Here is a 25,167-nt window from a genome sequence, read left to right on the forward strand (position 1 = left end):
GGTCCTATTTGGTGTTTTGGAAAAGTGTCGGTGACGAACCCTGCTGAGCGGGCGCACCGACAGGCACGCTCAGCGCAGGCTAAGACGTAGTAGGTCTAGAAGGATGTTCGATCGTGTCATCATGGTCATCGTTATAAACGGGGACGCGCGATTGTGAAGTGTGTTTTGGAAAATCATCAAAATTGTCAAAAAGGCGATGGGCAGATTTTGGATTGGCCCTAGGTGATGGCTCATGAAAAAAGCATTGATCATTGGGGCGTCTGGCGGCATTGGCCGCGCGCTGACGAAACATTTTGAAGCGCAAGGCGTGCAGGTTACGGGACTGTCGCGCAGTGCTGATGGCTTGGATTTGCGTGATGAGCCAAGTGTGGCCCGCGTTTTGGGTGCCCTTGAGGGGACGTTTGATACAATCATTGTGGCAACAGGCGCGCTGAACATCGACGGCGCTGAGCCGGAAAAGCAGTTAGCGGCGATTGAGGCCTCGGCCATGGCGGATCAATTTGCGGTTAACGCCATCGGGCCTGCGCTGTGCTTGAAATACGCCAGTCACCTTCTGCCCAAAACTGGCCGGTCTGTCTTTGCGGTTCTTACCGCGCGGGTGGGCTCAATTGGTGATAACCGGATGGGTGGCTGGTACAGCTACCGCGCTGCCAAAGCAGCGGCCAACCAGATTGTGCATACTGCCGCCATCGAAATTGCACGCAAACGCAAGGACGCAATCGTCGTGGCTTTGCATCCGGGCACCGTGGCCACGCCGTTTACCGCCAAATACGCAGGCCGTCACGCAACAGTACCGCCAGCCGAGGCCGCATCAAACATTGCCGCCGTTCTGGATGCGCTTAGCCCCGCACAGACGGGCGAATTTTTCGATTGGGCCGGAGAAACAGTGCCATGGTAAATCTCGTTCTTGTTCTGGCAGATCAGTTGACGCACACGCTTTCCGCCCTTGAACACGCGGATAAAGCAGATGATGTGATCGTGATGGCCGAGGTGGCTGACGAGGCGAGTTATGTGCGCCACCACCCCAAGAAAATCGCATTTTTGTTTAGTGCGATGCGCCATTTCGCCCATGAGTTGCGCGAGGCGGGTTGGACTGTTCGTTACGCTGCGCTTGATGATGCTGAAAACACCGGTTCGATCGTAGGGGAGTTGCTACGTGCGGCCTCTGATACCGGCGCGAGCCGCGTTCTTAGCACTGAGTGTGGCGAGTGGCGATTGATCAGCGCTCTTGAGGACGCACCGCTTGAAGTGACGGTTTTACCTGACACGCGTTTCATCGCATCGCACAAGCGCTTCGAGGATTGGGCCGAGGGACGCAAGCAGCTGCGGATGGAATATTTCTACCGCGAAATGCGCCGTGACACGGGGCTGTTGATGGAAGGTGACAAACCTGTCGGCGGCAAGTGGAATTTCGATCATGACAACCGCAAGCCAGCCCCTGATGAGGTGACGTTTGATGGGCCGTTACGGTTTGAGCCCGATGAAATCACGGAGGATGTTTTAGCGTTGGTGAAGTCGCGCTTTGATAATCATTTCGGCGATCTTGAGCCATTTTGGTTTGCGGTCACCCGTGATCAGGCATTGCAGCAGCTTCATCACTTCGTAGCGCTCGGTTTGCCAAAGTTCGGTGATTTTCAAGACGCGATGATGAGCGATGAGCCATTTTTGTATCACGGGCTGATCTCGTTTTATTTGAACGCTGGCTTGCTGACCCCGCTTGAAATCTGTCGTGCGGCTGAGCAGGCATTTACGGATGGTGATGCGCCAATCAACGCGGTTGAAGGGTTCATTCGCCAGATTCTGGGGTGGCGCGAATATGTGCGCGGCATCTATTTTCTGGAAGGCCCTTCGTACACCTCGCGCAATTACCTTGAACACTCGCGCGTGCTGCCTGAGTTTTATTGGGGCGGTGAAACCCGCATGCGGTGCGTGTCAAAAGCGGTCGAGCAAACGGGGCGGGACGCCTATGCGCACCATATTCAACGCCTTATGGTCACGGGGAATTTCGCCTTGCTCGCGGGCATCGATCCCCATCAGGTCCATGAATGGTATCTTGCTGTTTACGCCGACGCTTATGAATGGGTTGAAGCGCCCAATGTGATCGGGATGTCGCAATTTGCGGACGGCGGGATCATCGCAAGTAAGCCCTATGTTTCAAGCGGTTCCTACATCAACAAAATGAGTGATTACTGTAAAGGCTGTCATTATAAAGTCACAGCCAAAACTGGTGAGACAGCCTGTCCGTTTAACGTTCTTTACTGGGACTTTTTGATCCGTCACGAAGAACGGTTTCGCGGTAATCCGCGGATGGGCCAAATGTACCGTGTGTGGGAGCGGATGGACGAAGAACGGCGCGACACTGTGCTGTCAGATGCCGCAGAGGTATTGGCAAAGCTGGACCGTGGTGAGGTGATTTAAGCGGGACGCGTTAGTCTATGATCTCGGCGCGCTCGACACCCCAGAACGATGATTTCGGTGCCCAACCACGGTAGCCATCTGCCCGCATCGAGCACCAGTCTGCGGTGCATTCATTAAGACGTGCTACGACGCCGCGCTCAAGCATCGCGGCAATGGGGGCATCGGTCATTGGCTTGCGACGCAGCTCAACAGCGTCTTCGTCAATGATCACTGTTCTGACGCCGGAAATAAGTGAGTAGTGCAGCCAACCGCCGACGCCGTCGCGGTCTTCTACACGGCGCCAATGGCCATGTTCCGCGATGACACGAAGCGGCATATCGCGGCGTTTGAAAATCCAATCAATGCGATGTGTTTTGGACGGACCACGGCGCACATTTGCTTCACTCGCTTTCAGTGACACAAAGCGCGGCATTGGAAGGCCCGTGACAGGGCCCACGTCTGCACTCGCAGTTTGACCTGCCAGTTGAATGGACAAAAGAAGTGCTGTGATCAGCAAAACTGACTTCATTATCTACGGCCTGCGTGGTTATCCGTTTCAGCGCGGTGATCGCTGAAAATGGAATGGTGAAATTCAAGGTCTTGTGCCTTGCTTGCTCTGACTGCACTCTAGGGTGAAAGCGGTGTCTGGGCAAAGTGGGAGATTTGGTCGATGTCACGAAAACGGTTGAGTGTTGTCGTTACGCGACGGTTGCCCGCAGCCGTGGAGCACCGCATGTCAGAGTTGTTCGACGTAACAGTGCGCGACAGCGATGCACCTATGAGCCGCGATGAACTGATTGCAGCGATGCAAGACGTTGATGTTTTGGTTCCCACGGTGAACGACCGTCTTGATGCTGCTGTTTTTGAACAGGCCGGCGAGCGTTTGAAACTGGTGGCAAATTACGGCGCAGGGACGGATCACATTGACGTAAATGCGGCCCACGCAAACGGGATTATGGTCAGCAATACCCCAGGCGTGGGGGCGGAAGATACTGCGGACATGACGCTGGCGCTGATGTTATCTGTGACGCGCCGCATCCCCGAGGGTTTGTCAGTCATGCAAACGGGTGATTGGGACGGTTGGTCGCCGACTGCACTGTTAGGCGGCAAAATTGGCGGGCGTTCTCTTGGTATTTTGGGCATGGGCCGTATTGGGCAGGCTGTTGCGCGACGCGCCCGCGCGTTTGGGATGCAGGTGCACTATCACAACCGTAATCGCCTGCGCCCCGAGACTGAAGCCGATCTTGGCGCAAAGTACTGGAGCAGTCTCAACCAGATGTTGGCGCAGGTCGATATTTTGACCATTCACTGTCCGCATACCCCAAGCACCTACCACATTATGAATGCGCGGCGTTTGGCGTTGATGAAACCCAGTGCGGTTATTGTAAACACCTCACGCGGTGATGTGATCGACGAGAACGCCCTTACGCGGATGCTTCGGTCGGGTGAGATTGCGGGTGCGGGCCTTGATGTTTACGAGGGTGGCGCAGAGCCAAACCCACGCCTTCGCGCGCTTAAGAACGTTGTTTTGCTGCCCCATATGGCCTCTGCCACAGTGGAAGGCCGTGAGGAAATGGGCGCGCGTGTCATGCTTAATATTTCCACCCATGCGGATGGGTTCCGCCCCCCGGATATGGTGATTCCGTCCAGCTTGTAGTGGCCGTTTTGCTGCGTCTGATGTGTCTTGCTGATGTTGGGCAGGTCGGTTTTGGCGCGTGTTCGGTCGGCTGGATTGCGCCGCGTTCGCATCAGATGAGCGAAGGTAATCCCAAGACACGTCCAAGGAGGTCGGACATATGAAAACCCACGTCAAAGCACTTGTTGTTGGAGGCGGCGCCGTTGGCACGTCTATCGCTTATCATTTGGGTAAGGCGGGGTGGGACACGCTTCTGCTTGAGCGGGACGAGCTGACATCCGGCTCAACTTGGCACGCAGCGGGCTTGTTGCCGTATTTCAACATGTCATATGCCACCACGCATATTCACGACTATTCCATCAAGTTCTACAAAACCCTTGAGGAAGAGACTGGCCTGAATGCGGGTTTCTCGGTGTGCGGTAACTTGCGGATGGCGCAATCCAAAGAGCGTATGGACGAGTATATGCTGTACGCCAGCACCGCTGAGACCTGCGGTGTGCCTTACGAATGGATGAGCCCCGATCAGATCAAAGAGCGTTTTCCGCTGGTGCGCACCGAGGACCTTGTTGGTGCGATTTATCACCCGACCGATGGTTATATTAACCCCGCGGACGTCACTATGGCGATGGCCAAAGGCGCGCGGCAACACGGCGTGACGATTGAACGAAAATGGCAGGTCGACAGCTATCATTGGAACGGCCACGAGTGGGAAGTGACCTGCACGCGCACGGCTGACAAAGGTGGCAATTTGATCTCAACGGATGAGACAATGGTCATCCACGCCGAGCACGTTGTGACGGCCACTGGCAATCACGCGCAACGCACCGCAAAGCTGTTGGGTATCAAAATTCCGGCGATCCCTGTCGAGCACCAGTTTATTGTAACCGAGCCCGACCCGATGTTGGTGGAGTGGCGCAAAAACAACCCAGAACACCCTGTTTTGCGCGACGCAGACGCCAAATGGTATGTGCGCGAAGAGCGTGGTGGTTGGATTTTGGGGCCATATGAGCGCAACGCCCCAGCACGTTTCGAGTTTGGCGTGCCTGATAGCTTCCGCGCCGATCTATTCCCGCTTGATCTTGAGCGGATCGAAGAAGAATATATGAGCTTCATCCACCGTATTCCGTCCAGCGAAGAAGTCGGCCTAAAGGATGATTTCAACGGCCCGATTTGCTATACACCAGATGGCAACCCGCTGGTTGGTCCTGCTCCAGGGCTGCGTAACATGTGGCTGGCGGAAGGGTTCAGCTTTGGCATTACTGCTGCTGGTGGCACGGGTCATTACATGGCGCAGATGATGGTTGAGGGCGAGGCCGAGATTGACATGGCCTCACTTGATCCCAAGCGCTACGGCAGCTGGATGACCACAGAATATGCGGCGCGCAAGAATGAAGAAAGCTATGAGCACGTCTACATTCTGCACCACCCGGACGAAGAACGCGAAGTGGCCCGTCCGCTGCGTACTGCTCCGTGTTATGACCGGATGGCGGCGCGCGGCGCACAGTTTGGTGTTGTGAATGGCTTTGAGCGTCCGAACTACTTTGGCCCCACACCTGAGGAAGGCGGCTTTGACGATCATGCATCGCGCAGCTTCCGCCGCGGTGGTTGGTGGAAATACGCAGTTGAAGAAGCGAATGCCGTGCGCAATGACGTCGGTCTTTTGGATGCATCGGCGTTTACCAAGCACGAAGTTAAGGGCCCCGGTGCGACTGCTTTCCTTGATTGGTTCACTTGTAACAAGCTGCCGCGCGTTGGTCGGATCAATCTGACCTATGCCCTGACAAGTCATGGAACGACGCGGACTGAATACACCATCGTTCGTATGGCTGAGGATCACTACTATTTGGTCAGTGCGGGTGCCTGGACAGATTACGATAGTGATTATTTGCGCAAAGCCGCAGAGGATAAAATCCCTGAGGTTGGTTATGTGGCGATTAATGATGTCACCACGAAATACGGTGTTTTCGCTTTGGCAGGCCCGAAGTCCCGTGATCTTTTGAAAGAGATCATCAAGGATGCTGACCCTGAAACAGCACTGTGCAACAAGCGCTTTCCGTGGCTTAGCATGAAGCATATTGAGCTTGGCATGGTGCCGGTGATGGCAATCCGTGTGGCTTACACAGGTGAGCTGGGTTGGGAATTGCACCACCCGATTGAAATGCAAAACCACTTGTTTGATCTGCTTGAGAAAGCCGGCGAAAAGCACGGCCTCAAGATGGTCGGCGGACGCGCCCAAAACTGGCTTCGTCAGGAGAAATCTTACCGGGCCTTTGGTAATGAGCTTGGTCGTGATGCGACCCCACTTGAGGCTGACTTGCCGCGTTTCATTGACCTTGAGAAAGATTTCTTTGGCAAAGACGCCTTGGTGAAAACTGGTGTGCGCAGCAAATGCGTTACCTTCCTTATCGATGGGCCAGACGACGCTGACCCGTGGGGCCGCGAGGCGCTTTATGCCGGTGATCTGCGGGTCGGGCGTTTGACCTCGGGCGGATATTCCGTTCACTTCGGCAAGTCGATCGGCATGGGCTACGTCAAGCCAGAGCACGCTGAAGTTGGTACTGTTCTGAAGGTCAAAATGTTTGATCAGCTTTGGGACGCGACCATCGTTGAAGACAGCCCCTATGATCCGAAAAACGCAACTATTCGGGTGGACGGTTAAGTCACTAGGCTGCGGCGGGCGCTGAAGAAACAGCGGCCGTCGCGTATGCAACCGTAACAAGCGAGACAAGGGCGGCTGCCAACACAAAAGGTGCTGCCTGCCACAGCGAAAGCGGCAGTATCATGATGGCTATTGCCCCGCCAAGACGTGCCGCAATAATATCGGCACTTGCGATTGTGCCATGGGCGGTTTTGGGAGTCAGGCGGAAAGCTAGATCTGTTGTAGGTGCGTTGCACAGTGCCATCGACAACCCAACAGCCACGCATGAAATCACTAGTGGGGCGTCGCTTTGGCTAAACCATAAAAGTGCCATCACCCCGTTTAAGACAACGGATGCGTAGAGTAGGAGTTGTGGCGGGAGGCGTTTGTTCAGCTTTGCCACGCCGAAATTTCCGATCGCAAAAACGGACCAGATAACAAACATATAAAGACCTACTGTTGTGGTAGGGGCCGCGATCTTGTCAGATAGCGCAATCGTCACGATGAACCATGTGGAGATGCCGTAGCTGATGAGGATGAAACCCAGCACGGACAGCACTGGTAAAGTTAATATGCGGCGGATCGAAGGTGCGCTGGCTTTGGTTTTAAGATGCGCGCGACCTCGGGGTTTTGGCGGGCGCAGGACCGCGATTGCAGTCACAATAGGGACGATCATCCAGCCATATCGCCAACTGAATGTTTCCGTCAAAAACGCCGCCCCAAATGGATAAAGGGCTGCGACGGCTCCGGTAATCATCCCCCAATAGCTTAGCGCCCTGAGCGTGTTACGCGGGCGGTTCGCTGCCAAAAGTGCGGGGATCATCGGTGAAAATAGTCCGGCACCTGCACCTTGGAATAGTCTTAGAATAATCATCTGTTCGCCGGTTCTGGCGAAAAGCAGTAGAACCGAAGCTGCACAAAAGAGAAACGCGCCTGAGGTGAAGACGCGTTCTTTGCCAATTTTGTCACCCGCTGCACCGCTGACAAATAGGGCGATGATGAGCGTGATTTTGTATCCTGATATCAACCAAAGCGCTTGGTCTGTGCCCAATTCTAAGTCGATTCTTAGGGCTTTGACGATGATCGGAAATGTTGAAATTTCAATAACATAGGCAACGCTGGCCGCGTAAATCGCAAACGTGTTTGCATTACGAAGGTGCACGATCGTCACTTTTCCTACGTTTGCGCGATTGGGTTGCATACTCACCAACAACACGCTTTTCACCAACGCGCTCTACGATTGTGGCGCGGTACTCTGCCCAATCATCGTCGGTCATATCAGCCATTGCCGCAACCTTAATTGTCGATTTTTGGACTTGTGCGCTAAGCATGGTGCGATGGATCGGTTGGATTGTGAACATGGGGTGGTCGCGCTTAAACTCCACAGGGCAATCGGTCTTGGTGATCCGAATATTGGTAAACAGGGGACCAAACCAGCGGTCCGTTTCGATCACGCCTTCATAGCTTTCCATGTGCTGCGTGCGCGGCAGGTTGGCAGGTTCGCGGACCAGAACACACCAATCCGCGGCGGTCTTTGCAATAAGCCCCGACCAGATTTGTACGACACCCGGTTGCAAAACGGAGGCGAGAAAAGGGGGTGAGTAGCCCTTCACATCATCCGGCGCATCCGCATCAAATTGTGCCGCGTAATTTGGGAATTGAGCTGCATCCAGTGGCATCCAATCCGGTGCCTCCGGATAGCGCCAAAGCACACGGGTGCCGTCCCACATCAGAGAAAAATCCATGGGTGCGAACACGTACCACCCCAATTGCGATGCGACGCGGATCGGCTCGCAATATCTGTAGGCGCGCAGTGGCAGGGTGCCGCCTGCTGCGGCGTCGGCGGGGACGGGCAGGCTGACCTCGGGGATCATTCGGTAGAACTTCGCCAACGCACCAAGGGCGGATGCGTCGGCTTGAAGTGGGGATTGGAAATCAAGCATCTGCCGACCTACGCGACAGCCGTTTTGAACGCTGGTGATTTGTTGGCGATGTGCACAGTTCCGGTGTCGGCAACGTCCGTTGCGAAGGCAGGTGACTTATTAGCGATTGGTACATTTCCGGCATCACGCGTATCAGCAAAATCTGTTTTGAAGGACGGTGATTTGTTGGCGATGTGAACGCGGCCTGCGTCGGTTACGTGGTCGAAATCTGGTGCAAATGCAGGTGCTTTGTTTGCGAAGTGAACGAGGCCATTGTCTGCTGTGGAACGTGTCATGTGGGTAACTCCTGAACTGGTTGATGACTGTGACCTGACGCTTGCTGAACAATCTATGCGTGTCAAAAGCTAAAAGTGAGGAGGTGCCATATTTACTACATGTGGTGTACGCGGGGGAATTCACACATTATATGCTGTGGATAACCGGGTCACATTCAAAGGTATGAGTTCATGTATGGTTTACACATTTGACAAATTACGAAAGGTGTAATTCCCGTTTAAATTGTGTTCATGAAAATGATTCGAAAGAAAATGCCGCTTCGGGCGGGGCAAACTGGCCATAAAAAAACCCGGCTCAAAGGCCGGGTTTCTTCGTCTTGAAAGAACGTGCCGCTTATTGCGGGATGTCGCCTGTCAGACCTTCAATGTAGAAGCTCATGCCAGCCAATGTGCCGTCATCCGCTACTTCGCCGTCAGCCAACCAAGGTGTTCCATCTTGCTTGTTGATGGGGCCTGTGAACGGGTGGTAGGCGCCTGTGCGCATCGCTTCGATCATCGCTTCGGCTTCTGCTTTGATGTCGGCTGGTACGCGGTCGGTGATCTCACCGATTTCAACCATACCTGTGTCGATGCCGTCCCAAGTTTGGACAGTTTCCCATGTGCCGTCCATGACTGCTTTCACGCGGTCGATGTAGTAGGGCGCCCAGTTGTCGATGATGGACGAAACGCGCGGTCCGTCTTTGAACTGAGCCATGTCTGAGGCTTGGCCGAATCCGATGACGCCTTCGTTTTCAGCAGCAACTGTCAAAGGTGCAGTCGTGTCTGTGTGTTGCAAGATCACGTCTGCGCCTTGCTCGATCAGTGTTTTTGCAGCGTCTGCTTCTTTCGCAGGGTCTTCCCATGTGAAAGCCCAGATGATGTTGAATTCTACATCGGGGTTAACGCGCTTGGCGTGCAGGTAGGCTGAGTTGATGCCACGGATAACTTCCGGGATTGGGAAAGATGCGATGTACCCAATTTTGTTGGTTTTGGTCATCTTGCCTGCGATGTGACCTTGGACGGCGCGGCCTTCGTAGAAACGCGCAGAGTAGGTCGACACGTTATCGGCTGTTTTGTAGCCAGTTGCGTGCTCAAATTTCACGTCCGGGAATTTGGCCGCAACATTGATCGTTGGGTCCATGTAACCAAAAGAGGTCGTGAAGATAAGCTTGGCACCGGAAAGCGCCATCTGTGTCATCACGCGCTCGGCGTCCGCACCTTCTGGAACGCTTTCTTGGTAGATAGTTTCAACTTTGTCGCCGAATGCTTCGTCAACGGCGAGGCGGCTTTGGTTGTGCTCATATGTCCAGCCACCGTCACCGATGGAGCCCACGTAAACAAAGCCCACTTTGAGCTTTTCATGGCCGTCGGCGAATGCGCCTGAGGTGAGTGCTAGTGCAGTGGCAGCTGCTGCCAGGAGTGTGCGTCGTAGGATCATGATGGTCCCCCCATTGGTTAACGCGTGAAAGCCCCCACGGCTGTGAAGGCGGGTGAAGCTGCCTCTAATTAGAGGCGTGAAACGAACGGCCGAGCATGGCAGGTGCCTGTGCACGGCTGATGCCGTATTTGTGGAGCGCCGATAGCAAGACCAGCACGAAGATGGTGATCACATACGGCGACATAGACAAGTATTCCACCGGAATTGTACTGCCCGCCGCCTGTAGGTTGAGTTGTAAAATGGCAATGCCGCCGAAAATATAGGCACCTAGAATAACCAACAGCGGGCGCCAGCTTGCAAAAACCACAAGTGCCAGCGCGATCCAACCGGCACCCGTGGTCATGCCTTCGGTCCACTGCGGTACGCGTACCAGCGACAGATACGCCCCACCAAGACCCGCACATGCGCCACCAAACACGATGGCACCAAAGCGGATCCACATCACTTTATAACCCAATGCATGTGCAGCGTTATGATCTTCGCCGACCGCGCGTAAAATTAGGCCCAATCGGCTAAAACGTAAAACCGCCCATACAGCCACGGGGATCGCCAGTCCGATGTAAAGCATCGCGTCATGGCCCAGAACGATACGCTCAAACGCATTCAGCTCAGCGCCGCTCATCAGTTGTGGCATCTTTGGCGGGACGATTCCCACGTAGCTTTGCCCGACCATGGCGGAAGCGCCTAAGCCGAATAGGGTAAGCGCAAGGCCCGTGGGCACTTGGCTGGTCAAAAAGAACTGGGTTAAAACAGCAAAGACTACGGACAGGGCTGCACCACCAAGTGCGCCACCAACAAACCCCAATGAAGGCGATCCGGTTTCAACTGCTGTGATGAACCCACAGACTGCGCCAATGATCATCATGCCTTCGACGCCAAGGTTCAGAACGCCGGTTTTCTCAACGACCAACTCACCGATTGCTGCAAGTAAAAGCGGGGTTGCAGCAACCATGACCGAGGCCACATAAAACGCAGGGTTAATCGCTGACCAATCCATTATGCGGCTTCCTTTACGGTGCGCGGTGCGGCGCGGCGAATGCGGTAATTCACCAGCAGTTCACCTGCCAGCAAGAAAAAGAGCAGCATCCCTTGGAAAGCTGAGATTGCCGAAGCCGGCAGGCCAATGATGAATTGTGCAAGCTCACCGCCGATGTAGGTCAGCGACATTAACAAGCCTGCGGCCAAAATACCCCACGGGTTCAGACGCCCCAAGAAGGCGACGATGATCGCGGTGAACCCGTAGCCTGATGCGAAATCAATGCTGACTTGTCCTGCTGGGCCTGCCACCTCAAACATACCGGCCATGCCCGCCAACGCGCCGGAAATACCAAGGCACACCGCCGTGATTACGTGGGGGTTCACACCTGCAAACCGCGCAGCTTTGGGCGCAGCACCCGCAAGCTTGATCTGAAAGCCCAGACGGTGCTTGGACATCAACACATAGGCCAGCACAACTGCGCTGAACGCTGCGACAACGCCCCAGTGGACAGAACTGCCTTGCCAAATTTCTGCGTTATGAGCGGAAGCATATTGTTGCAGGTTGCGTGATCCCGGAAAACCGTTGCCATCAGGGTTGCGGAGTACGCCAACGGACATCGAAGACAGCAGTTCAAGCGCAACATAGACCAGCATCAGCGAGACCAGGATTTCATTGGTGCCCAGCTTGATTTTTAGCATGGCGGGGATCATGGCCCAAATAAACCCGCCAACTGCCCCAGCAATGACCATAGCGGGGAAAATCCACCATGCCTCAAGCGGATAAGCAGCCAGTGCTACCGCCGCACCACACAACGCGCCAATGACATATTGCCCTTCTGCGCCAATGTTCCAAACGCCTGCCTTAAAGCCGATGGACAGACCAATCGCGATCAAGATCAGGGGCGCTGCTTTCACCAACAACTGCGGGCGTGAGTAGGCCGCGAATTGCTCGTTAAAGAGCGGGTCCCAGAAGATCGTACGGATCGCATCAACGGGGGGCTTGCCTAGCATCCAAAACATAATGCCACCGGCAATCATGGTGGCAATAAGTGCTAGAAACGGCGTGAGATAAGCCCAAAGGTTCGAAGGGTTCGGGCGCTTTTCAAGCTTATACATTGGCCGTCTCCAAGTCATGCGCGCCGCCCAACATCAGGCCAATTTTCTCCACGCTCAATTCGGTCGTGGGCACTGACGCGGACAGACGTCCTTCGTTCAGCGCACAAAAGCGGTCGGTGATTTCAAGAAGCTCATCAAGGTCTTGGCTGATCACAACAACCGCTTTACCCGCATCGGCCATATCCAGAAGCGCCTGGCGGATGGCGGCGGCGGCACTTGCATCAACGCCCCACGTGGGCTGGTTGACCACCAACACATCGGGGTCTTGTAGAATTTCGCGGCCTACTACGAATTTTTGCAGGTTGCCGCCAGATAACGCACGCGCGGCCACTTGGTTGTTCGGAGTGCGCACATCAAAACGGGCAATGATCTCATCCGCATAGCCACGGGTCTTGCCCCAATTGGCGAACCCAAGCGAGGTCAGTGCCTTGCGTGTTGCGGCGGACAGAAACGCATTTTCCATCAGCGACATATCTGGCGCAGCGGCGTGGCCCAAACGTTCCTCGGGGGCGGAAAGGGTGCCAAGAGCGCGCCGTGAGGTCGGCGGTAGATGCCCGACATCGCGACCATCAAGGCTGATCATCCCGCGCTTTGTGCGAATTTCACCAGATAGGGCGGCCAACAGCTCGTCCTGACCGTTGCCTGCGACACCGCCGATACCCAGAATTTCACCTTTGCAAACGCTCAGTGAGACATCTTTGAGGCTGGTGCCGAACGCACTGTGCGACGCGGCACTTAGGTTTGTGACGTCTAACACGGTGGCGCCTTTGGGCCGGTCGCGCCGTTCGGGATCATGAAGGCGGCTGCCGACCATCAGCTCTGCCATATCGCGGGCCGAGGTGTCGCGCGGCACACATGTGCCCACGTTCTTGCCGCGGCGTAGGACAGTTGCCGTATCACAAAGCGCGCGGATTTCTTCGAGTTTGTGGGAAATATAAAGTATAGAGGTCCCTGCATCACGCAGCTTGCGAAGGGTCTCAAATAGAACATCGACCTCTTGCGGCGTTAGAACTGATGTCGGCTCATCCATGATCAGTAGCTTAGGGTCCTGCAAAAGACACCGGATGATCTCAACGCGCTGGCGCTCACCGGCGGACAGATCCCCAACAATTCGGGATGGATCAAGCGGCAGGCCAAATTGATCGGACACCTTACTGATCTGCTGGGCAAGCGCGCGCATTTTTGGCGGATTTTCCATGCCAAGTGCGATGTTTTCCGCAACGCTCAGGGCGCCAAAAAGACTAAAGTGCTGAAACACCATCGCGATGCCTGCGGTGCGTGCTGTGCTTGGTTTGTCTGGCGAAAACGCCTTGCCGTTCAACACCATTTGGCCCGCATCCGGCGTGACAAGGCCGTAGATCATTTTGACCAGTGTAGATTTCCCCGCCCCATTTTCACCGAGCAAAGCATGCACTTCGCCTCGGGCGATTGTCAGGCTCACGTCTTCGTTAGCGACCACGCCGGGATAGGATTTGGTTAACCCGGTGAGTGTCAGCAAAGGGGGTGTCATAAGGGCAATAATGTCTCGGTGAGGGAATCGCGGTTATGGCGCGACACAATGGCGATTAAGCGCTGAAAGGCAATGGCCGGGCGTAGTTTTTGCATGGAATTCTAGCATATTTGCCCCTTTATCCGCCTCGCGCCCCCACATATGCTGTCCCAATGAGCACACAGCCCCGATTCATCCACCTTCGCACCCACACCGAGTACTCTCTTTTGGAGGGGGCTTTGGCGACCAAGAAACTGCCGCAGATGTGCGCAGACCTTGGTATGCCTGCAGTGGCGGTGACTGATACCAACAACATGTTTAACGCGCTGGAGTTTTCCGAAGGTGCGATCAAGGCAGGGGTGCAACCCATCATCGGCTGTCAGGTTGATCTGGAATTTGATCCCGCTCCCTTGGGCGAGCGGCCCCGCCCCCCTGCGCCGTTGGTGTTGTTGGCGCAAACCGAGCGCGGCTATGAAAATTTGATGCGTCTCAATACGTGCCTTTATATTGCACATTCGGATCAGGTCCCACACGTCACGCTGGATGAATTGGAGAAAAACAGCGCTGATGTGATTTGTCTCACAGGCGGGCCTGATGGGCCGGTTGGGCGTTTGTTGCGCGCAGGTCAGCAGCCCAAAGCGCAGGCTTTGATGGAACGGTTAAGCGCCATTTTCGCCGATCGTCTTTATGTGGAATTGCAGCGCCATCCAGAAGATGGCGGTTTGCCCGACGCCGAGCGACAGACAGAACGCGGCTTGATCGAAATGGCCTACGGGATGGATATTCCGCTGGTGGCCACGAACGATTGCTACTTTCCCAAGGCGTCAATGTATGAAGCCCATGACGCGCTTCTGTGTATTGCTGATGGCGCTTATGTGGATCAGCAAGAGCCGCGCCGCCGTTTAACGCCCGAGCATTATTTCAAGTCCCAAGCCGAGATGGCAACCCTGTTTGCCGACCTGCCAGAAGCACTTGAGAACACCGTTGAGATCGCCCGCCGCTGTGCGTTTCGCGCCTACAAGCGCGATCCGATTTTGCCGAAGTTTGCGGATGACGAGATTGAAGAATTGCGCCGTCAATCCAACGAAGGTTTGCAGCAGCGTCTAAAAGTGATTGAGCATGCAGATACCGTTGAGGCCTATCAAGAACGTCTCGATTTTGAGTTGGGCATTATTGAGGGTATGGGGTTCCCGGGCTATTTCTTGATTGTCGCGGATTTCATCAAATGGGCGAAAGATCACAATATTCCCGTGGGGCCGGGGCGTGGTTCTGGTGCGGGCAGTCTGGTGGCCTATGCGCTAACCATCACGGATCTTGATCCGCTGCGCTATAGCTTGCTGTTTGAGCGGTTCTTGAACCCCGAACGTGTCAGCATGCCTGACTTTGATATCGACTTTTGCATGGACCGCCGCGAGGAAGTCATCCGTTATGTCCAAGAGAAATATGGCCGCGACAAAGTAGGCCAGATCATCACGTTTGGTGCGCTTTTGTCCAAGGCCGCGGTGCGCGATATCGGTCGTGTTTTGCAAATGCCATACGGGCAGGTAGATCGGCTGTCCAAGATGATTCCCGTTGAAGGTGTAAAGCCCGTCAGCATCGAAAAAGCACTGGCTGATGAGCCGCGTTTGCGGGAAGAGGCCAAGAACGAAGAGGTCGTTGAGCGTCTTTTGACTTATGGCCAACAGGTCGAAGGTTTGCTGCGTAACGCATCTACACACGCGGCGGGCGTAGTTATTGGTGACAGGCCTCTTGATGCGCTTGTCCCGCTCTATCAAGACCCGCGATCGGACATGCCGGCCACTCAGTTCAATATGAAATGGGTAGAGCAGGCGGGCTTGGTCAAGTTTGACTTTTTGGGGCTGAAAACCCTGACGGTTGTGCAAAACGCCGTAGACCTGATTTTGAAGTCAGGACGTGATTTGCACATCGCGGCAGACGGCACACAGCTTTATGAACCCGCTGAAGGCACGCTGAACGATATCAACGCGATCCCGCTCGATGATCCGGCAAGCTATGATCTGTATGCCGCCGCTAAAACTGTAGCGGTGTTTCAGGTGGAAAGCTCGGGCATGATGGACGCGCTCAAGCGCATGAAGCCCACGTGTATTGAAGATATTGTTGCGCTTGTGGCGCTGTACCGTCCTGGCCCGATGGAAAATATCCCGCAGTATTGTGACGTGAAAAACGGCCGTGCTGAGCGTGAGAAGCTGCACCCCACGATTGACCACATTCTCGATGAGACCCAAGGCATTATCGTTTACCAAGAGCAGGTTATGCAGATCGCCCAAGAGATGGCGAACTATTCGCTTGGTGGTGCGGATTTGCTGCGCCGTGCGATGGGTAAGAAAATTCAAGAAGCGATGGATGCAGAGCGCCCGAAATTCCTTGAGGGTTCAAAGAAAAACGGTGTCGGCGCAAAGAAAGCCACAGAGGTTTGGAATCTTCTGGATAAATTTGCCAACTACGGTTTTAACAAATCCCACGCGGCGGCCTACGCGGTGGTCAGTTATCAAACCGCATGGCTGAAGGCGAACCATCCGGTTGAGTTTATGGCCGGTGTTATGAACTGCGATATCCATTTGACGGATAAGCTGGCGGTGTATTTCGAGGAGGTCAAAAAAGGCCTTAAGCTGGATTATGTCCCGCCTTGCATCAACCGCTCTTTGGCGACGTTCGATGTGCAGGATCAAGCGTTGGTTTATGCGCTTGGCGGGCTCAAGAATGTCGGCGTTGAGGCGATGCGTCTGATTGAGCAGGGTCGCAAAGTAGACGGAGTTGATAAGCCGTTTGTGACGGTCTTTGATTTTGCCCGCCGTGTTGATCTGAAGCGGATTGGTAAGCGCCCGATGGAGATGCTGGCCCGCGCCGGTGCGTTTGATCAATTGGATGCCAACCGTCGCAAAATGTTCGACAGCCTTGATGCGCTTGTGGGCTACTCCGCCGCCATTCATGAGCAGCGCGCATCAAATCAGGTTAGCTTGTTCGGGGAGGCTGGAGACGATTTGCCAGAACCGCGCCTTAGTCCCGTGTCTGATTGGTTGCCAGCCGAAAAACTGGATGAAGAAGCCAAGGCGATTGGCTTTTATTTGTCTGGTCACCCGCTTGAAGATTACGCCGCTGCCCTTAAACGCAAAGGCGTTCTGACCCTTGATGAGGTGACTGAGAAAGCATCATCAGGGGCGTGTATCGCCAAACTTGCAGGCCGCATCAGTGGCGTTCAGGAGCGTAAGTCAGCCAAGGGCAACCGCTTTGCTTTTGTGCAGCTGTCTGACCCAACGGGTGCTTATGAGACCACAATGTTCAGCGACACGCTTGATAAATGCCGTGATCAGCTTTCAACCGGCGCCAAAGTTGTTGTTACCGTTGAGGCCACAATGGAGAGCGAACAGCTCAAGCTTTTGGCCCGCTCGGTCGTGCCCATTGATAGCGTGGTGGCGGATGTTGGAGGGGCGGGCCTTAAGGTATTTGTTGAGGACCAGTCTGCCATTCCGACTGTTGCAACGGTGCTGAGAGACGCGCCGAAAGCGGGCGCTGGCAAAGGACCGATTGTGTTTTGTTTGATGGCAGAGGGCTTGCCTGGCGAGGTCGAGATTGATCTGAACCGTGATTTCCCTGTGTCACCCCAAATCAAAGGGGCGATTAAGTCGCTACCGGGTGTTTTGACGGTTGAAGATTTTTAGGGGTCAACGCCCAACCATTTACCAACTCAAATTTACCAGTGGGGGGGGCGTTGATCCGCAAGGGGGACTGAGCCGCCTTGATCAAATTCACGGGCCGCTTCGCGTTCCATCAGCATCTGCGCGCGCCGCTGCAACACATCAATGTCGCGTGATTGCTTGGCCACAATATCCGAAAGCTCATCGACGGTTTTCGTCAAATGCGCGATCTTTTCTTCAAGCTGGGTCAGGGTTGGTTGGGTCATAGGGGTGACATACGCCACTCATTCGGGAATTGCTACTGCGCGCATGGTTGCCCACGGCAATGCATCGGGGTAAGTGGGCCGTGCATTTCTTTTGGAGGCCCGCTGTCATGGCCAAAGTGAAAAAACAACCCAAACCAAAGGCGCTCCCGCCCAAAGGTTTCCGCGATTACTTCGGCGCTGAGGTCACAGACCGCGCACATATGTTGGAGCAAATCGCTGGGGTGTATCATCGCTATGGCTTTGATGCGTTGGAAAGCTCTGCGGTGGAAACTGTGGAAGCCCTAGGAAAGTTTTTGCCAGACGTGGACCGCCCCAACGAAGGTGTGTTTGCTTGGCAAGAAGATGAGGACGCAAATTGGCTGGCGCTGCGCTATGATCTGACTGCACCACTTGCACGGGTTTACGCCCAACACCGCAACGATTTGCCGACGCCTTACCGCCGCTATGCGATGGGACCTGTGTGGCGCAATGAAAAGCCGGGCCCTGGCCGCTACCGTCAGTTTTATCAATGTGATGCGGACACAGTTGGAACGGCGTCAATGGCCGCTGATGCAGAGATTTGCGCGCTGCTGTCAGATACGCTTGAGGCCGTGGGTATCCCGCGCGGCGACTACATTCTGCGCGTGAACAACCGCAAAGTTTTGAACGGTGTGATGGAAGTTGCTGGTCTTGCCGGTGACGACAAAACCTCTGAACGCGGCATTGTTTTGCGCGCCATCGATAAATTGGATCGGCTTGGCGTTGAAGGCGTGCGCGCTTTGCTTGGGGCAGGGCGCGAAGATGCGTCAGGTGATTTCACCAAAGGTGCGGGGCTTGATGACGCCGCAGCCGATGTGGTGATGGGCTTCATGGATGCCAAACGTGCCACGGGCCGTGAGACAACTGCGCGGCTGCGCGAGTTGGTTGCGGGCTCTGAGGTGGGGCTACAAGGCGTGGACGAGCTTGACACGATTGCGGATCTGCTCGAAGCGGGCGGATACGGCGCAGATCGCATTGAACTTGATCCGGCGGTTGTGCGCGGTCTGGGTTATTACACCGGCCCCGTTTTTGAAGCTGAGCTGACATTTGAAATTCTTGATGAAAAAGGCCGTCCCCGCCAATTCGGCTCTGTGGCAGGTGGTGGTCGATACGACGATCTGGTCAAGCGCTTTACGGGCCAAGAAGTGCCGGCTGTGGGTGTTTCAATTGGCGTTGACCGTCTGTTGGCGGCGCTGCGCGAAAAGGGACGCATGACAGCAACACACGCAGGTCCGGTTGTTGTGACCGTGATGGACCGTGACCGTCTTGCGGATTACCAATCTATGGTGACCGAACTGCGCAATGCTGGCATTCGCGCCGAGATGTTCATGGGCAACCCCAAGAACTTTGGTAACCAGCTGAAATACGCAGACAAGCGCGCCAGCCCATGTGCAGTGATCCAAGGCAGCGATGAGGCAGACAACGGCATCGTTCAAATCAAAGACCTGATCCTTGGAGCCAAGCTTGCTGAAAACGCGACGTTGGATGAATGGCGAGACCGGCCGCAACAATTCGAAGTGCCGCGCGATCAGCTGGTCGCCAAAGTGCGCGAGATCATCGAAAGCTATTCATAATGGTTGAAAAAGCAGCTTCACGCGCGCTGGCTCAGGGGCTTTTGGCCCAATTCGAAGGGGCGGGCGCACAGCTTGTCGAAGCTGATATTTTGCAACCTGCGGATTTGTTGTTGGACCTTTACGGCGAAGATATTCGCGCGCGAGCCTACACCACATCAGACCCGCTGCGCGGTGAGCAAATGCTGCGTCCCGATTTCACTGTGCCTGTTGTCCAGATGCACATGGACGGCGGGGCAGAGCCTGCGCGTTATGCCTACATGGGTGAAGTTTTTCGCCGTCAAGACACGGATGCGGAACGTGCCTGCGAGTATATGCAAGTGGGCTACGAGGCTTTTGACCGCGACGGCGCCGCAGCCGATGCAGAGGTTTTCGGCCTATTCAGCCGTGTGCTTACCCCTTACGGGTTGGCCGCAGTAACAGGCGACATTGGTCTGGTGACGGCCGCGGTGCAGTCCCTTAACACAAGCGCGCGGCGCAAAGCGGCGCTGATGCGTCACGTATGGCGGCCACGCCGTTTTAGACAGCTTCTTGAACGCTACAGCGGCGCACTTCCTGTAAGCGATGCGCGCGCGAAATTACTTGCCTCTGACCAGCCGTTCAAAAATGCAGGGCCGTTGATCGGCAAACGTTCGGCTGCACAGATCGAGGCACGCCTTGATGTGCTGCGCCAAGATGCGGCTACGGCGCCCATTGGTGCCGGTGAGGTTGAGTTGCTCAACGCGTTGCTTAATTTGCGTGAGACATGCCCTAATGCACTTTCCGCGCTGCGTGATTTTGCCGTTGATTTCCCGCTTCTTGCACCGGCTGTTCAGCAATTTGATGCCCGCCTTGATGCTTTGTCTACCGCAGGTGTTGGTGTCGATGACTTACCGTTCGAGGCAAGTTTCGGACGCACATCGATGGAATACTATGATGGTTTTGTCTTCGGGTTCCGCTCAACGTCACGTCCGGATTTGCCGCCTATAGCAACAGGTGGTCGCTATGATGCGCTGACGGAACGGTTGGGCAACGGACGAACTATTCCTGCAGTCGGCGGTGTCATCCGTCCGGGGCTTTTGTTGGAGGTGGCGCAATGATCAAGTTGGGTGTGCCGTCCAAAGGGCGCTTGATGGAAAAGACGTTTGATTGGTTTGGACAGCGGGGTGTGACGCTGTCGCGCTCTGGCGCTGAGCGGGAGTACGCGGGCCAGGTTGAGGGCGTTGAGGGACTTGAGTTGGTTCTTTTGTCCGCAGGTGAAATCCCGCGTGAGCTGGCCGCTGGCCGCATCAACCTTGGGGTTACGGGCAGTGATCTGGTGCGCGAAAAGCTGGCGAATTGGGATACCCACGTCAGCGAGTTAGCTCTGCTTGGTTTTGGCCACGCCGATCTGATTATTGCGGTGCCAGACGTGTGGGTCGATGTTGAAACGCTTGATGATCTGGATGCAGTTGCGGCGCAGTTTCGGGCTGATCACGGCCATCGTTTGCGGATTGCGACCAAATACCACCGGCTTGTGCGCGAACACCTTCGCGACACCGGTGTTGCGGACTACCAACTGGTAGATAGCCAAGGCGCCACAGAAGGTACGGTCAAGAACGAGACGGCCGAGGCTGTTGCCGACATTACTTCAACGGGTGAAACACTTCGAGCCAACCACTTGCGGGTGTTGTCGGGTGAGCCGGTGCACCGGTCTCAGGCCACGCTCTTTAGATCCCTAAGTGCGCCGATGACCAAAGCGGACCGCACAAATCTTGCTCAGCTTGTGGATGTGCTGAGGCTGCAGGACGCGCGCTAGGCCGTCCATTTAGTTGCGAGTCAACGCACGCCTAACGCACGCCAATGTCGGCCAATGCAGCGCTTAGGTCCGCTGGCAGCGCCTCTTCATTTGCGCGGGCATCCGACAGGTCAGCCGGACTATCTTCTGGTTTAAGGTATCGCCAGCCTTGGAATGGCCGCTTGAGGGCGGTTTCCGTCCGGTGCATTTCAGGATCGACAACAATGGCGCAGCGGCGAATGCCATCACCGGCGATGTATTCATCAAGGCGCAAAATACGTTGCCGGCACTGGATAACGCCTTTGATCACCCAAAAGATTGAGCCGCCATTGAGGATTTCCTCCTCACGTTTCGGCCACATACGGGTAATGTGCTGCGGTTTATTATCGCGGGTGCGCGCGCGAGGCAGGGCCTGCCAAGCCAGTAATTGTTCAACGTTTTCAGTTCCAACTGATAGTTTGATTAAATTAATTATCTTTTCCACAGGCCGACCCTCAAAATTATCAATCAATGGTAGTAGAAATCAGTGCACCATCAAGCTATTGTGTGGGTCTGCCATTGAACATCGAAATAGGAAACCCGCTATGAGCCGATTCACTGCCCCCATTGCTGAGCAAATCTGGGACATGAAATACCGTTTCAAGGAAGCTGATGGAACACCCATCGATACCACTGTCGAGGACACGTGGCGCCGGATTGCGCGCTCGCTCGCGTCGGTAGAAAAGGACCCCGCCCATTGGGAGGAGCGGTTCTACAGCGCGCTTGAGGATTTCAAATATCTGCCAGCGGGCCGCATTACTGCGGGTGCCGGAACCGAGCGGTCTGTTACGTTGTTCAACTGCTTTGTTATGGGCACGATCCCTGACAGCATGGGCGGCATTTTTGAGATGCTCAAAGAAGCAGCGCTTACGATGCAGCAAGGCGGTGGCATCGGGTACGACTTTTCCACCATTCGCCCCAAAGGTGCTGGTGTAAAGGGGGTGGCGGCAGATGCCTCAGGTCCTCTGTCGTTCATGGATGTGTGGGATGCGATGTGCCGCACAATTATGTCCGCGGGCTCGCGCCGTGGTGCGATGATGGCGACAATGCGCTGTGACCACCCTGACATCGAAGACTTCATTACGGCAAAATCTGACGCGGCGCGTTTGCGGATGTTTAACGTTTCCGTTTTGATCACTGACCCCTTTATGGAGGCAGTGAAGGCAGGCTCAACTTGGGATCTGAAGTTCGATGGCGTGACGCATAAAACGGTTAACGCCCGCGAGTTGTGGGACCAGATCATGCAGTCCACGTATGATTACGCAGAGCCCGGTGTCATCTTTATCGACCGCATCAATGCGATGAATAACCTCAACTATTGTGAAAGCATCGCGGCCACCAACCCATGTGGTGAGCAGCCACTGCCACCCTATGGCGCGTGTCTGCTTGGCTCGATCAACATGGCCAAATTGGTTGAGAACGCTTTTGAAGAGGGCGCGCATCTTGATGTTGCCAAAATGACAGAGCTGGTCGCGACCGCTGTGCGCATGATGGACAACGTCGTGGACGCATCACGCTTCCCGCTTGAGGCACAGGCGCAAGAGGCCCAAGCTAAGCGCCGCATCGGCCTTGGTGTGACAGGTCTTGCGGATGCGCTGTTGATGGTTGGTCTGCGTTACGGCTCCGTTGAGGCGGCTGAGCAAACAGACGCATGGATGAAAGCCATCGCAAACGCGTCCTATATGGCATCTGTCGATCTGGCCAAGGAGAAGGGTGCGTTCCCGCTCTTTGATGCAGAAAAATACTTGGCCAGCGGTGCAATGGCGACCATGGACAAAGAAGTCACAGATGCCATTCGCAAGCACGGTATTCGTAACGCGCTTCTGACATCCATCGCGCCAACAGGCACCATCAGCCTTTACGCGGGTAACGTGTCATCAGGCATCGAGCCGGTATTTGCATATGCTTACAAACGTAAGGTTTTGCAGAAAGACGGCAGCCGTACTGAAGAAGAAGTCGTAGATTACGCAGTACAGATGTGGCGCGAAAAGTTCGGCGATGCTGAGCTGCCTGACTATTTCGTCAACGCACAGACACTTGCGCCGCTTGATCACGTTCGGATGCAATCTGCGGCTCAAAAGTGGATCGACAGCTCCATTTCCAAAACCATCAACTGCCCAGAAGACATCAGCTTTGAGGCATTTAAAGAAGTCTACATGGAAGCGTGGGACACGGGCTGTAAGGGCTGCACAACCTACCGTCCAAATGATGTGACGGGTTCTGTTCTGTCTGTTTCGGAAAGCAGCGAAAGCGCACCTGAGGCGGATACCGGTGCAGATGTTGTTTACTTGTCAGAGCCGCTTGACCGCCCACAAGAGCTTGAAGGCACAACTTATAAGTTGAAATGGCCCGACAGCGAGCACGCGATCTACATCACCGTCAATGATGTGATGGTTGGCCAACAGCGTCGTCCGTTTGAAGTGTTTATCAACTCTAAAAATATGGAGCATTTCGCATGGACAGTGGCACTTACACGCATGATCTCGGCGGTCTTCCGTCGTGGTGGAGATGTGTCGTTTGTTGTTGAAGAACTGAAAGCGGTCTTTGATCCGCGCGGTGGTGCATGGATTCAAGGCCGTTATGTTCCGTCGATTTTGGCGGCGATCGGTCAAGTGATCGAAAAGCACATGATCTCTATCGGCATGATCGAAGGTGAAGGCATGGGCCTCAAAAGCGATCCGCAGCAACAAGTCGTGAACCTTCACGAAAGCCGTGGAAAAGCTTGCCCAAGCTGTGGTCAATATAGCCTGCAAATGCGTGAAGGCTGCATGACATGCTCGGACTGTGGTCACTCAAAGTGCGGCTAGCCTAGTCTAGAGGTGCATTTTTTGTGTATTGCGAAACACCCGCGGTGATGCTGCGGGTGTTTTTTATTTTGGCACCGGATTTGCTGTTGAAGATAGACGTTTGATAGTCACCCACATCCCGCAAGAACTGGGTCGCCTTCTGCTACCCTGTGCAGTTAGATAGCAATGTAAATACTTATTACAGGTGCTTTGATGGGCAAACCGACTTCTCCCGTTGTGGACCTGAATGCCGCACTTTTGCTGCTTTTGTTGGCGGCTGTTTGGGGTGGGTCTTTCTTTTTCGCCGAGGTTGCTTTGCGTGAGTTGCCGCCGCTTGTCATCACGTTGTTCAGGGTATCGCTGGCGGTTCCGGTTTTGCTTATGGTTGTGGTTTTGCGCGGTGTCCCCATCACGCGCAGCTTGCGGGTTTGGCGCGCTTATCTGGTGATGGGCGCGCTCAACAATGCGATACCGTTTTCGCTCATATTCTGGGGCCAGACCCAAATCGAGAGCGGGCTTGCCTCAATCTTGAACGGGACGACAGCGATGTTTGGCGCGCTGATTGCTGGGCTTTTGCTGCCCGATGAGCCGCTGCGCGCCAACAAATTGATCGGCGCGGCCCTGGGTCTTGCGGGGGTTGCTTTCATCATGGGGCCTGATGCGTTGCAGGATTTCAACCTAACCAATCTGGCACAACTGGCCATTCTGGGCGCGACGTTGTCGTATGCCTTTGCGAGTGTATGGGGCAAAACCACGCTTGCCGGTCAGCCACCTTTGATGAATGCGCTTGGTATGGTGGTGTGCAGCAGCGTGTTAATGCTGCCCATCGTATGGTTTGCCCACGGTGCCCCGTCATTCGCATTTCAGCCTGCAACATGGGGCGCGCTTTTGGGGCTGGCGGTGCTGTCAACGGCGCTCGCCTATTTGCTCTACTTTGCGATTTTGGCGCGCGCAGGGGCGGCCAACTTGATGCTGGTCACGTTGTTGATCCCGCCGTTTGCCATCACGCTTGGGGCGTTGTTCTTGTCTGAACGGATCGGAATTCAGGCGTTTGCGGGCTTTGCTGTGATCGCCATTGGTTTTGCGGTTACCGATGGGCGGCTCTTTGCCCGTTTGCGTCAACGCCGTTGACAAAATAGCGTGTAAATTGAACCGTTGCGCTAAGGTAATTTTGATTGGATCAGCT

The 25,167-nt window shown here is 55.0% G+C and carries 20 protein-coding genes; 10 read left to right on the forward strand and 10 right to left on the reverse strand.

All coding sequences use genetic code 11. The features are described 5' to 3' along the window. Window positions 1–232: 232 nt before the first annotated feature. Both NeNHUV3_RS10310 and NeNHUV3_RS10315 read left to right on the forward strand, forming a co-directional pair. Entirely contained in the window at window positions 233–898 is a 666-nt protein-coding gene (locus NeNHUV3_RS10310; protein ID WP_391481261.1) for an SDR family NAD(P)-dependent oxidoreductase, read from the forward strand. After that, a complete protein-coding gene (locus tag NeNHUV3_RS10315) occupies window positions 892–2,418 on the forward strand; it encodes a cryptochrome/photolyase family protein (protein WP_391481262.1) in 1,527 nt (508 codons plus the stop codon). The genes NeNHUV3_RS10310 and NeNHUV3_RS10315 overlap by 7 nt, the downstream gene beginning before the upstream one ends. A gap of 10 nt (window positions 2,419–2,428) precedes the next feature. On the opposite strand, the gene NeNHUV3_RS10320 is transcribed toward NeNHUV3_RS10315, so the two are convergent. Continuing rightward, window positions 2,429–2,926, reverse strand: a complete 498-nt coding sequence (locus NeNHUV3_RS10320) for an SH3 domain-containing protein (RefSeq protein ID WP_391481264.1) — start codon at window positions 2,924–2,926, stop codon at window positions 2,429–2,431. A gap of 141 nt (window positions 2,927–3,067) precedes the next feature. On the opposite strand from NeNHUV3_RS10320, the gene NeNHUV3_RS10325 reads away from it, so the two are divergent. Both NeNHUV3_RS10325 and NeNHUV3_RS10330 read left to right on the forward strand, forming a co-directional pair. Then, the gene (locus tag NeNHUV3_RS10325) at window positions 3,068–4,054 is read left to right on the forward strand and encodes a 2-hydroxyacid dehydrogenase (protein WP_391481265.1); all 987 of its coding nucleotides are present in this window, start codon (window positions 3,068–3,070) and stop codon (window positions 4,052–4,054) included. Between the two features lie 139 nt (window positions 4,055–4,193). Then, window positions 4,194–6,692, forward strand: a complete 2,499-nt coding sequence (locus NeNHUV3_RS10330) for an FAD-dependent oxidoreductase (protein ID WP_391481266.1) — start codon at window positions 4,194–4,196, stop codon at window positions 6,690–6,692. 4 nt (window positions 6,693–6,696) lie between these two features. Here the strand turns inward: NeNHUV3_RS10330 and NeNHUV3_RS10335 are convergent, their stop codons facing one another. From NeNHUV3_RS10335 to NeNHUV3_RS10365, 7 genes are all read right to left on the reverse strand, one after another. Beyond that, complete coding sequence (locus NeNHUV3_RS10335; protein ID WP_391481268.1) at window positions 6,697–7,872, reverse strand: MFS transporter; 1,176 nt, start codon at window positions 7,870–7,872, stop codon at window positions 6,697–6,699. Further along, the gene (locus tag NeNHUV3_RS10340; RefSeq protein ID WP_391481269.1) at window positions 7,820–8,614 is read right to left on the reverse strand and encodes a DUF6065 family protein; all 795 of its coding nucleotides are present in this window, start codon (window positions 8,612–8,614) and stop codon (window positions 7,820–7,822) included. The genes NeNHUV3_RS10335 and NeNHUV3_RS10340 overlap by 53 nt, the downstream gene beginning before the upstream one ends. Before the next feature lie 8 nt (window positions 8,615–8,622). Further along, a complete protein-coding gene (locus tag NeNHUV3_RS10345) occupies window positions 8,623–8,889 on the reverse strand; it encodes a hypothetical protein (protein ID WP_341245843.1) in 267 nt (88 codons plus the stop codon). 334 nt (window positions 8,890–9,223) lie between these two features. Then, window positions 9,224–10,306, reverse strand: coding sequence for a BMP family ABC transporter substrate-binding protein (locus tag NeNHUV3_RS10350; RefSeq protein WP_048599402.1), 1,083 nt, complete (start codon window positions 10,304–10,306; stop codon window positions 9,224–9,226). Between the two features lie 64 nt (window positions 10,307–10,370). Then, window positions 10,371–11,303: an ABC transporter permease gene (locus NeNHUV3_RS10355; RefSeq protein WP_391481271.1), complete on the reverse strand. Its 933-nt coding sequence runs from the start codon at window positions 11,301–11,303 to the stop codon at window positions 10,371–10,373. Then, a complete protein-coding gene (locus NeNHUV3_RS10360) occupies window positions 11,303–12,400 on the reverse strand; it encodes an ABC transporter permease (RefSeq protein ID WP_391481273.1) in 1,098 nt (365 codons plus the stop codon). Before NeNHUV3_RS10360 ends, NeNHUV3_RS10355 begins: the two co-directional genes overlap by 1 nt. Then, window positions 12,393–13,910 carry an ABC transporter ATP-binding protein gene (locus tag NeNHUV3_RS10365; protein WP_391481275.1) on the reverse strand — a complete coding sequence of 506 codons (1,518 nt, stop codon included), beginning with the start codon at window positions 13,908–13,910 and terminating at the stop codon, window positions 12,393–12,395. The genes NeNHUV3_RS10360 and NeNHUV3_RS10365 overlap by 8 nt, the downstream gene beginning before the upstream one ends. A 152-nt stretch (window positions 13,911–14,062) precedes the next feature. Here NeNHUV3_RS10365 and dnaE point away from each other — a divergent pair, with 152 nt between their 5' ends. Further along, window positions 14,063–17,569 carry a DNA polymerase III subunit alpha gene (gene dnaE, locus NeNHUV3_RS10370; RefSeq protein WP_391481277.1) on the forward strand — a complete coding sequence of 1,169 codons (3,507 nt, stop codon included), beginning with the start codon at window positions 14,063–14,065 and terminating at the stop codon, window positions 17,567–17,569. 32 nt (window positions 17,570–17,601) lie between these two features. Here the strand turns inward: dnaE and NeNHUV3_RS10375 are convergent, their stop codons facing one another. After that, complete coding sequence (locus tag NeNHUV3_RS10375; protein ID WP_048599407.1) at window positions 17,602–17,811, reverse strand: SlyX family protein; 210 nt, start codon at window positions 17,809–17,811, stop codon at window positions 17,602–17,604. A gap of 107 nt (window positions 17,812–17,918) precedes the next feature. Between NeNHUV3_RS10375 and hisS the strand changes: the two genes are divergently transcribed. Genes hisS through hisG form a run of 3 tightly spaced genes read left to right on the forward strand, consistent with a single transcriptional unit; the run spans window position 17,919 to window position 21,177 of the window. Next, complete coding sequence (gene hisS / locus NeNHUV3_RS10380; RefSeq protein ID WP_391481279.1) at window positions 17,919–19,403, forward strand: histidine--tRNA ligase; 1,485 nt, start codon at window positions 17,919–17,921, stop codon at window positions 19,401–19,403. After that, window positions 19,403–20,479, forward strand: coding sequence for an ATP phosphoribosyltransferase regulatory subunit (locus NeNHUV3_RS10385; RefSeq protein WP_391481280.1), 1,077 nt, complete (start codon window positions 19,403–19,405; stop codon window positions 20,477–20,479). The genes hisS and NeNHUV3_RS10385 overlap by 1 nt, the downstream gene beginning before the upstream one ends. Beyond that, the gene (hisG, locus tag NeNHUV3_RS10390; RefSeq protein ID WP_391481282.1) at window positions 20,476–21,177 is read left to right on the forward strand and encodes an ATP phosphoribosyltransferase; all 702 of its coding nucleotides are present in this window, start codon (window positions 20,476–20,478) and stop codon (window positions 21,175–21,177) included. The genes NeNHUV3_RS10385 and hisG overlap by 4 nt, the downstream gene beginning before the upstream one ends. Before the next feature lie 31 nt (window positions 21,178–21,208). Here hisG and NeNHUV3_RS10395 read toward each other — a convergent pair whose 3' ends face one another. Continuing rightward, complete coding sequence (locus NeNHUV3_RS10395; RefSeq protein WP_048599411.1) at window positions 21,209–21,640, reverse strand: DUF1489 family protein; 432 nt, start codon at window positions 21,638–21,640, stop codon at window positions 21,209–21,211. A gap of 100 nt (window positions 21,641–21,740) precedes the next feature. On the opposite strand from NeNHUV3_RS10395, the gene NeNHUV3_RS10400 reads away from it, so the two are divergent. Both NeNHUV3_RS10400 and NeNHUV3_RS10405 read left to right on the forward strand, forming a co-directional pair. Next, window positions 21,741–24,002 carry an adenosylcobalamin-dependent ribonucleoside-diphosphate reductase gene (locus NeNHUV3_RS10400; RefSeq protein WP_391481284.1) on the forward strand — a complete coding sequence of 754 codons (2,262 nt, stop codon included), beginning with the start codon at window positions 21,741–21,743 and terminating at the stop codon, window positions 24,000–24,002. Between the two features lie 192 nt (window positions 24,003–24,194). Beyond that, window positions 24,195–25,112: a DMT family transporter gene (locus NeNHUV3_RS10405; protein ID WP_391481285.1), complete on the forward strand. Its 918-nt coding sequence runs from the start codon at window positions 24,195–24,197 to the stop codon at window positions 25,110–25,112. Window positions 25,113–25,167: the final 55 nt, after the last annotated feature.

Source organism: Nereida sp. NH-UV-3 (assembly GCF_042939535.1).
Lineage (GTDB): Bacteria > Pseudomonadota > Alphaproteobacteria > Rhodobacterales > Rhodobacteraceae > Nereida > Nereida ignava.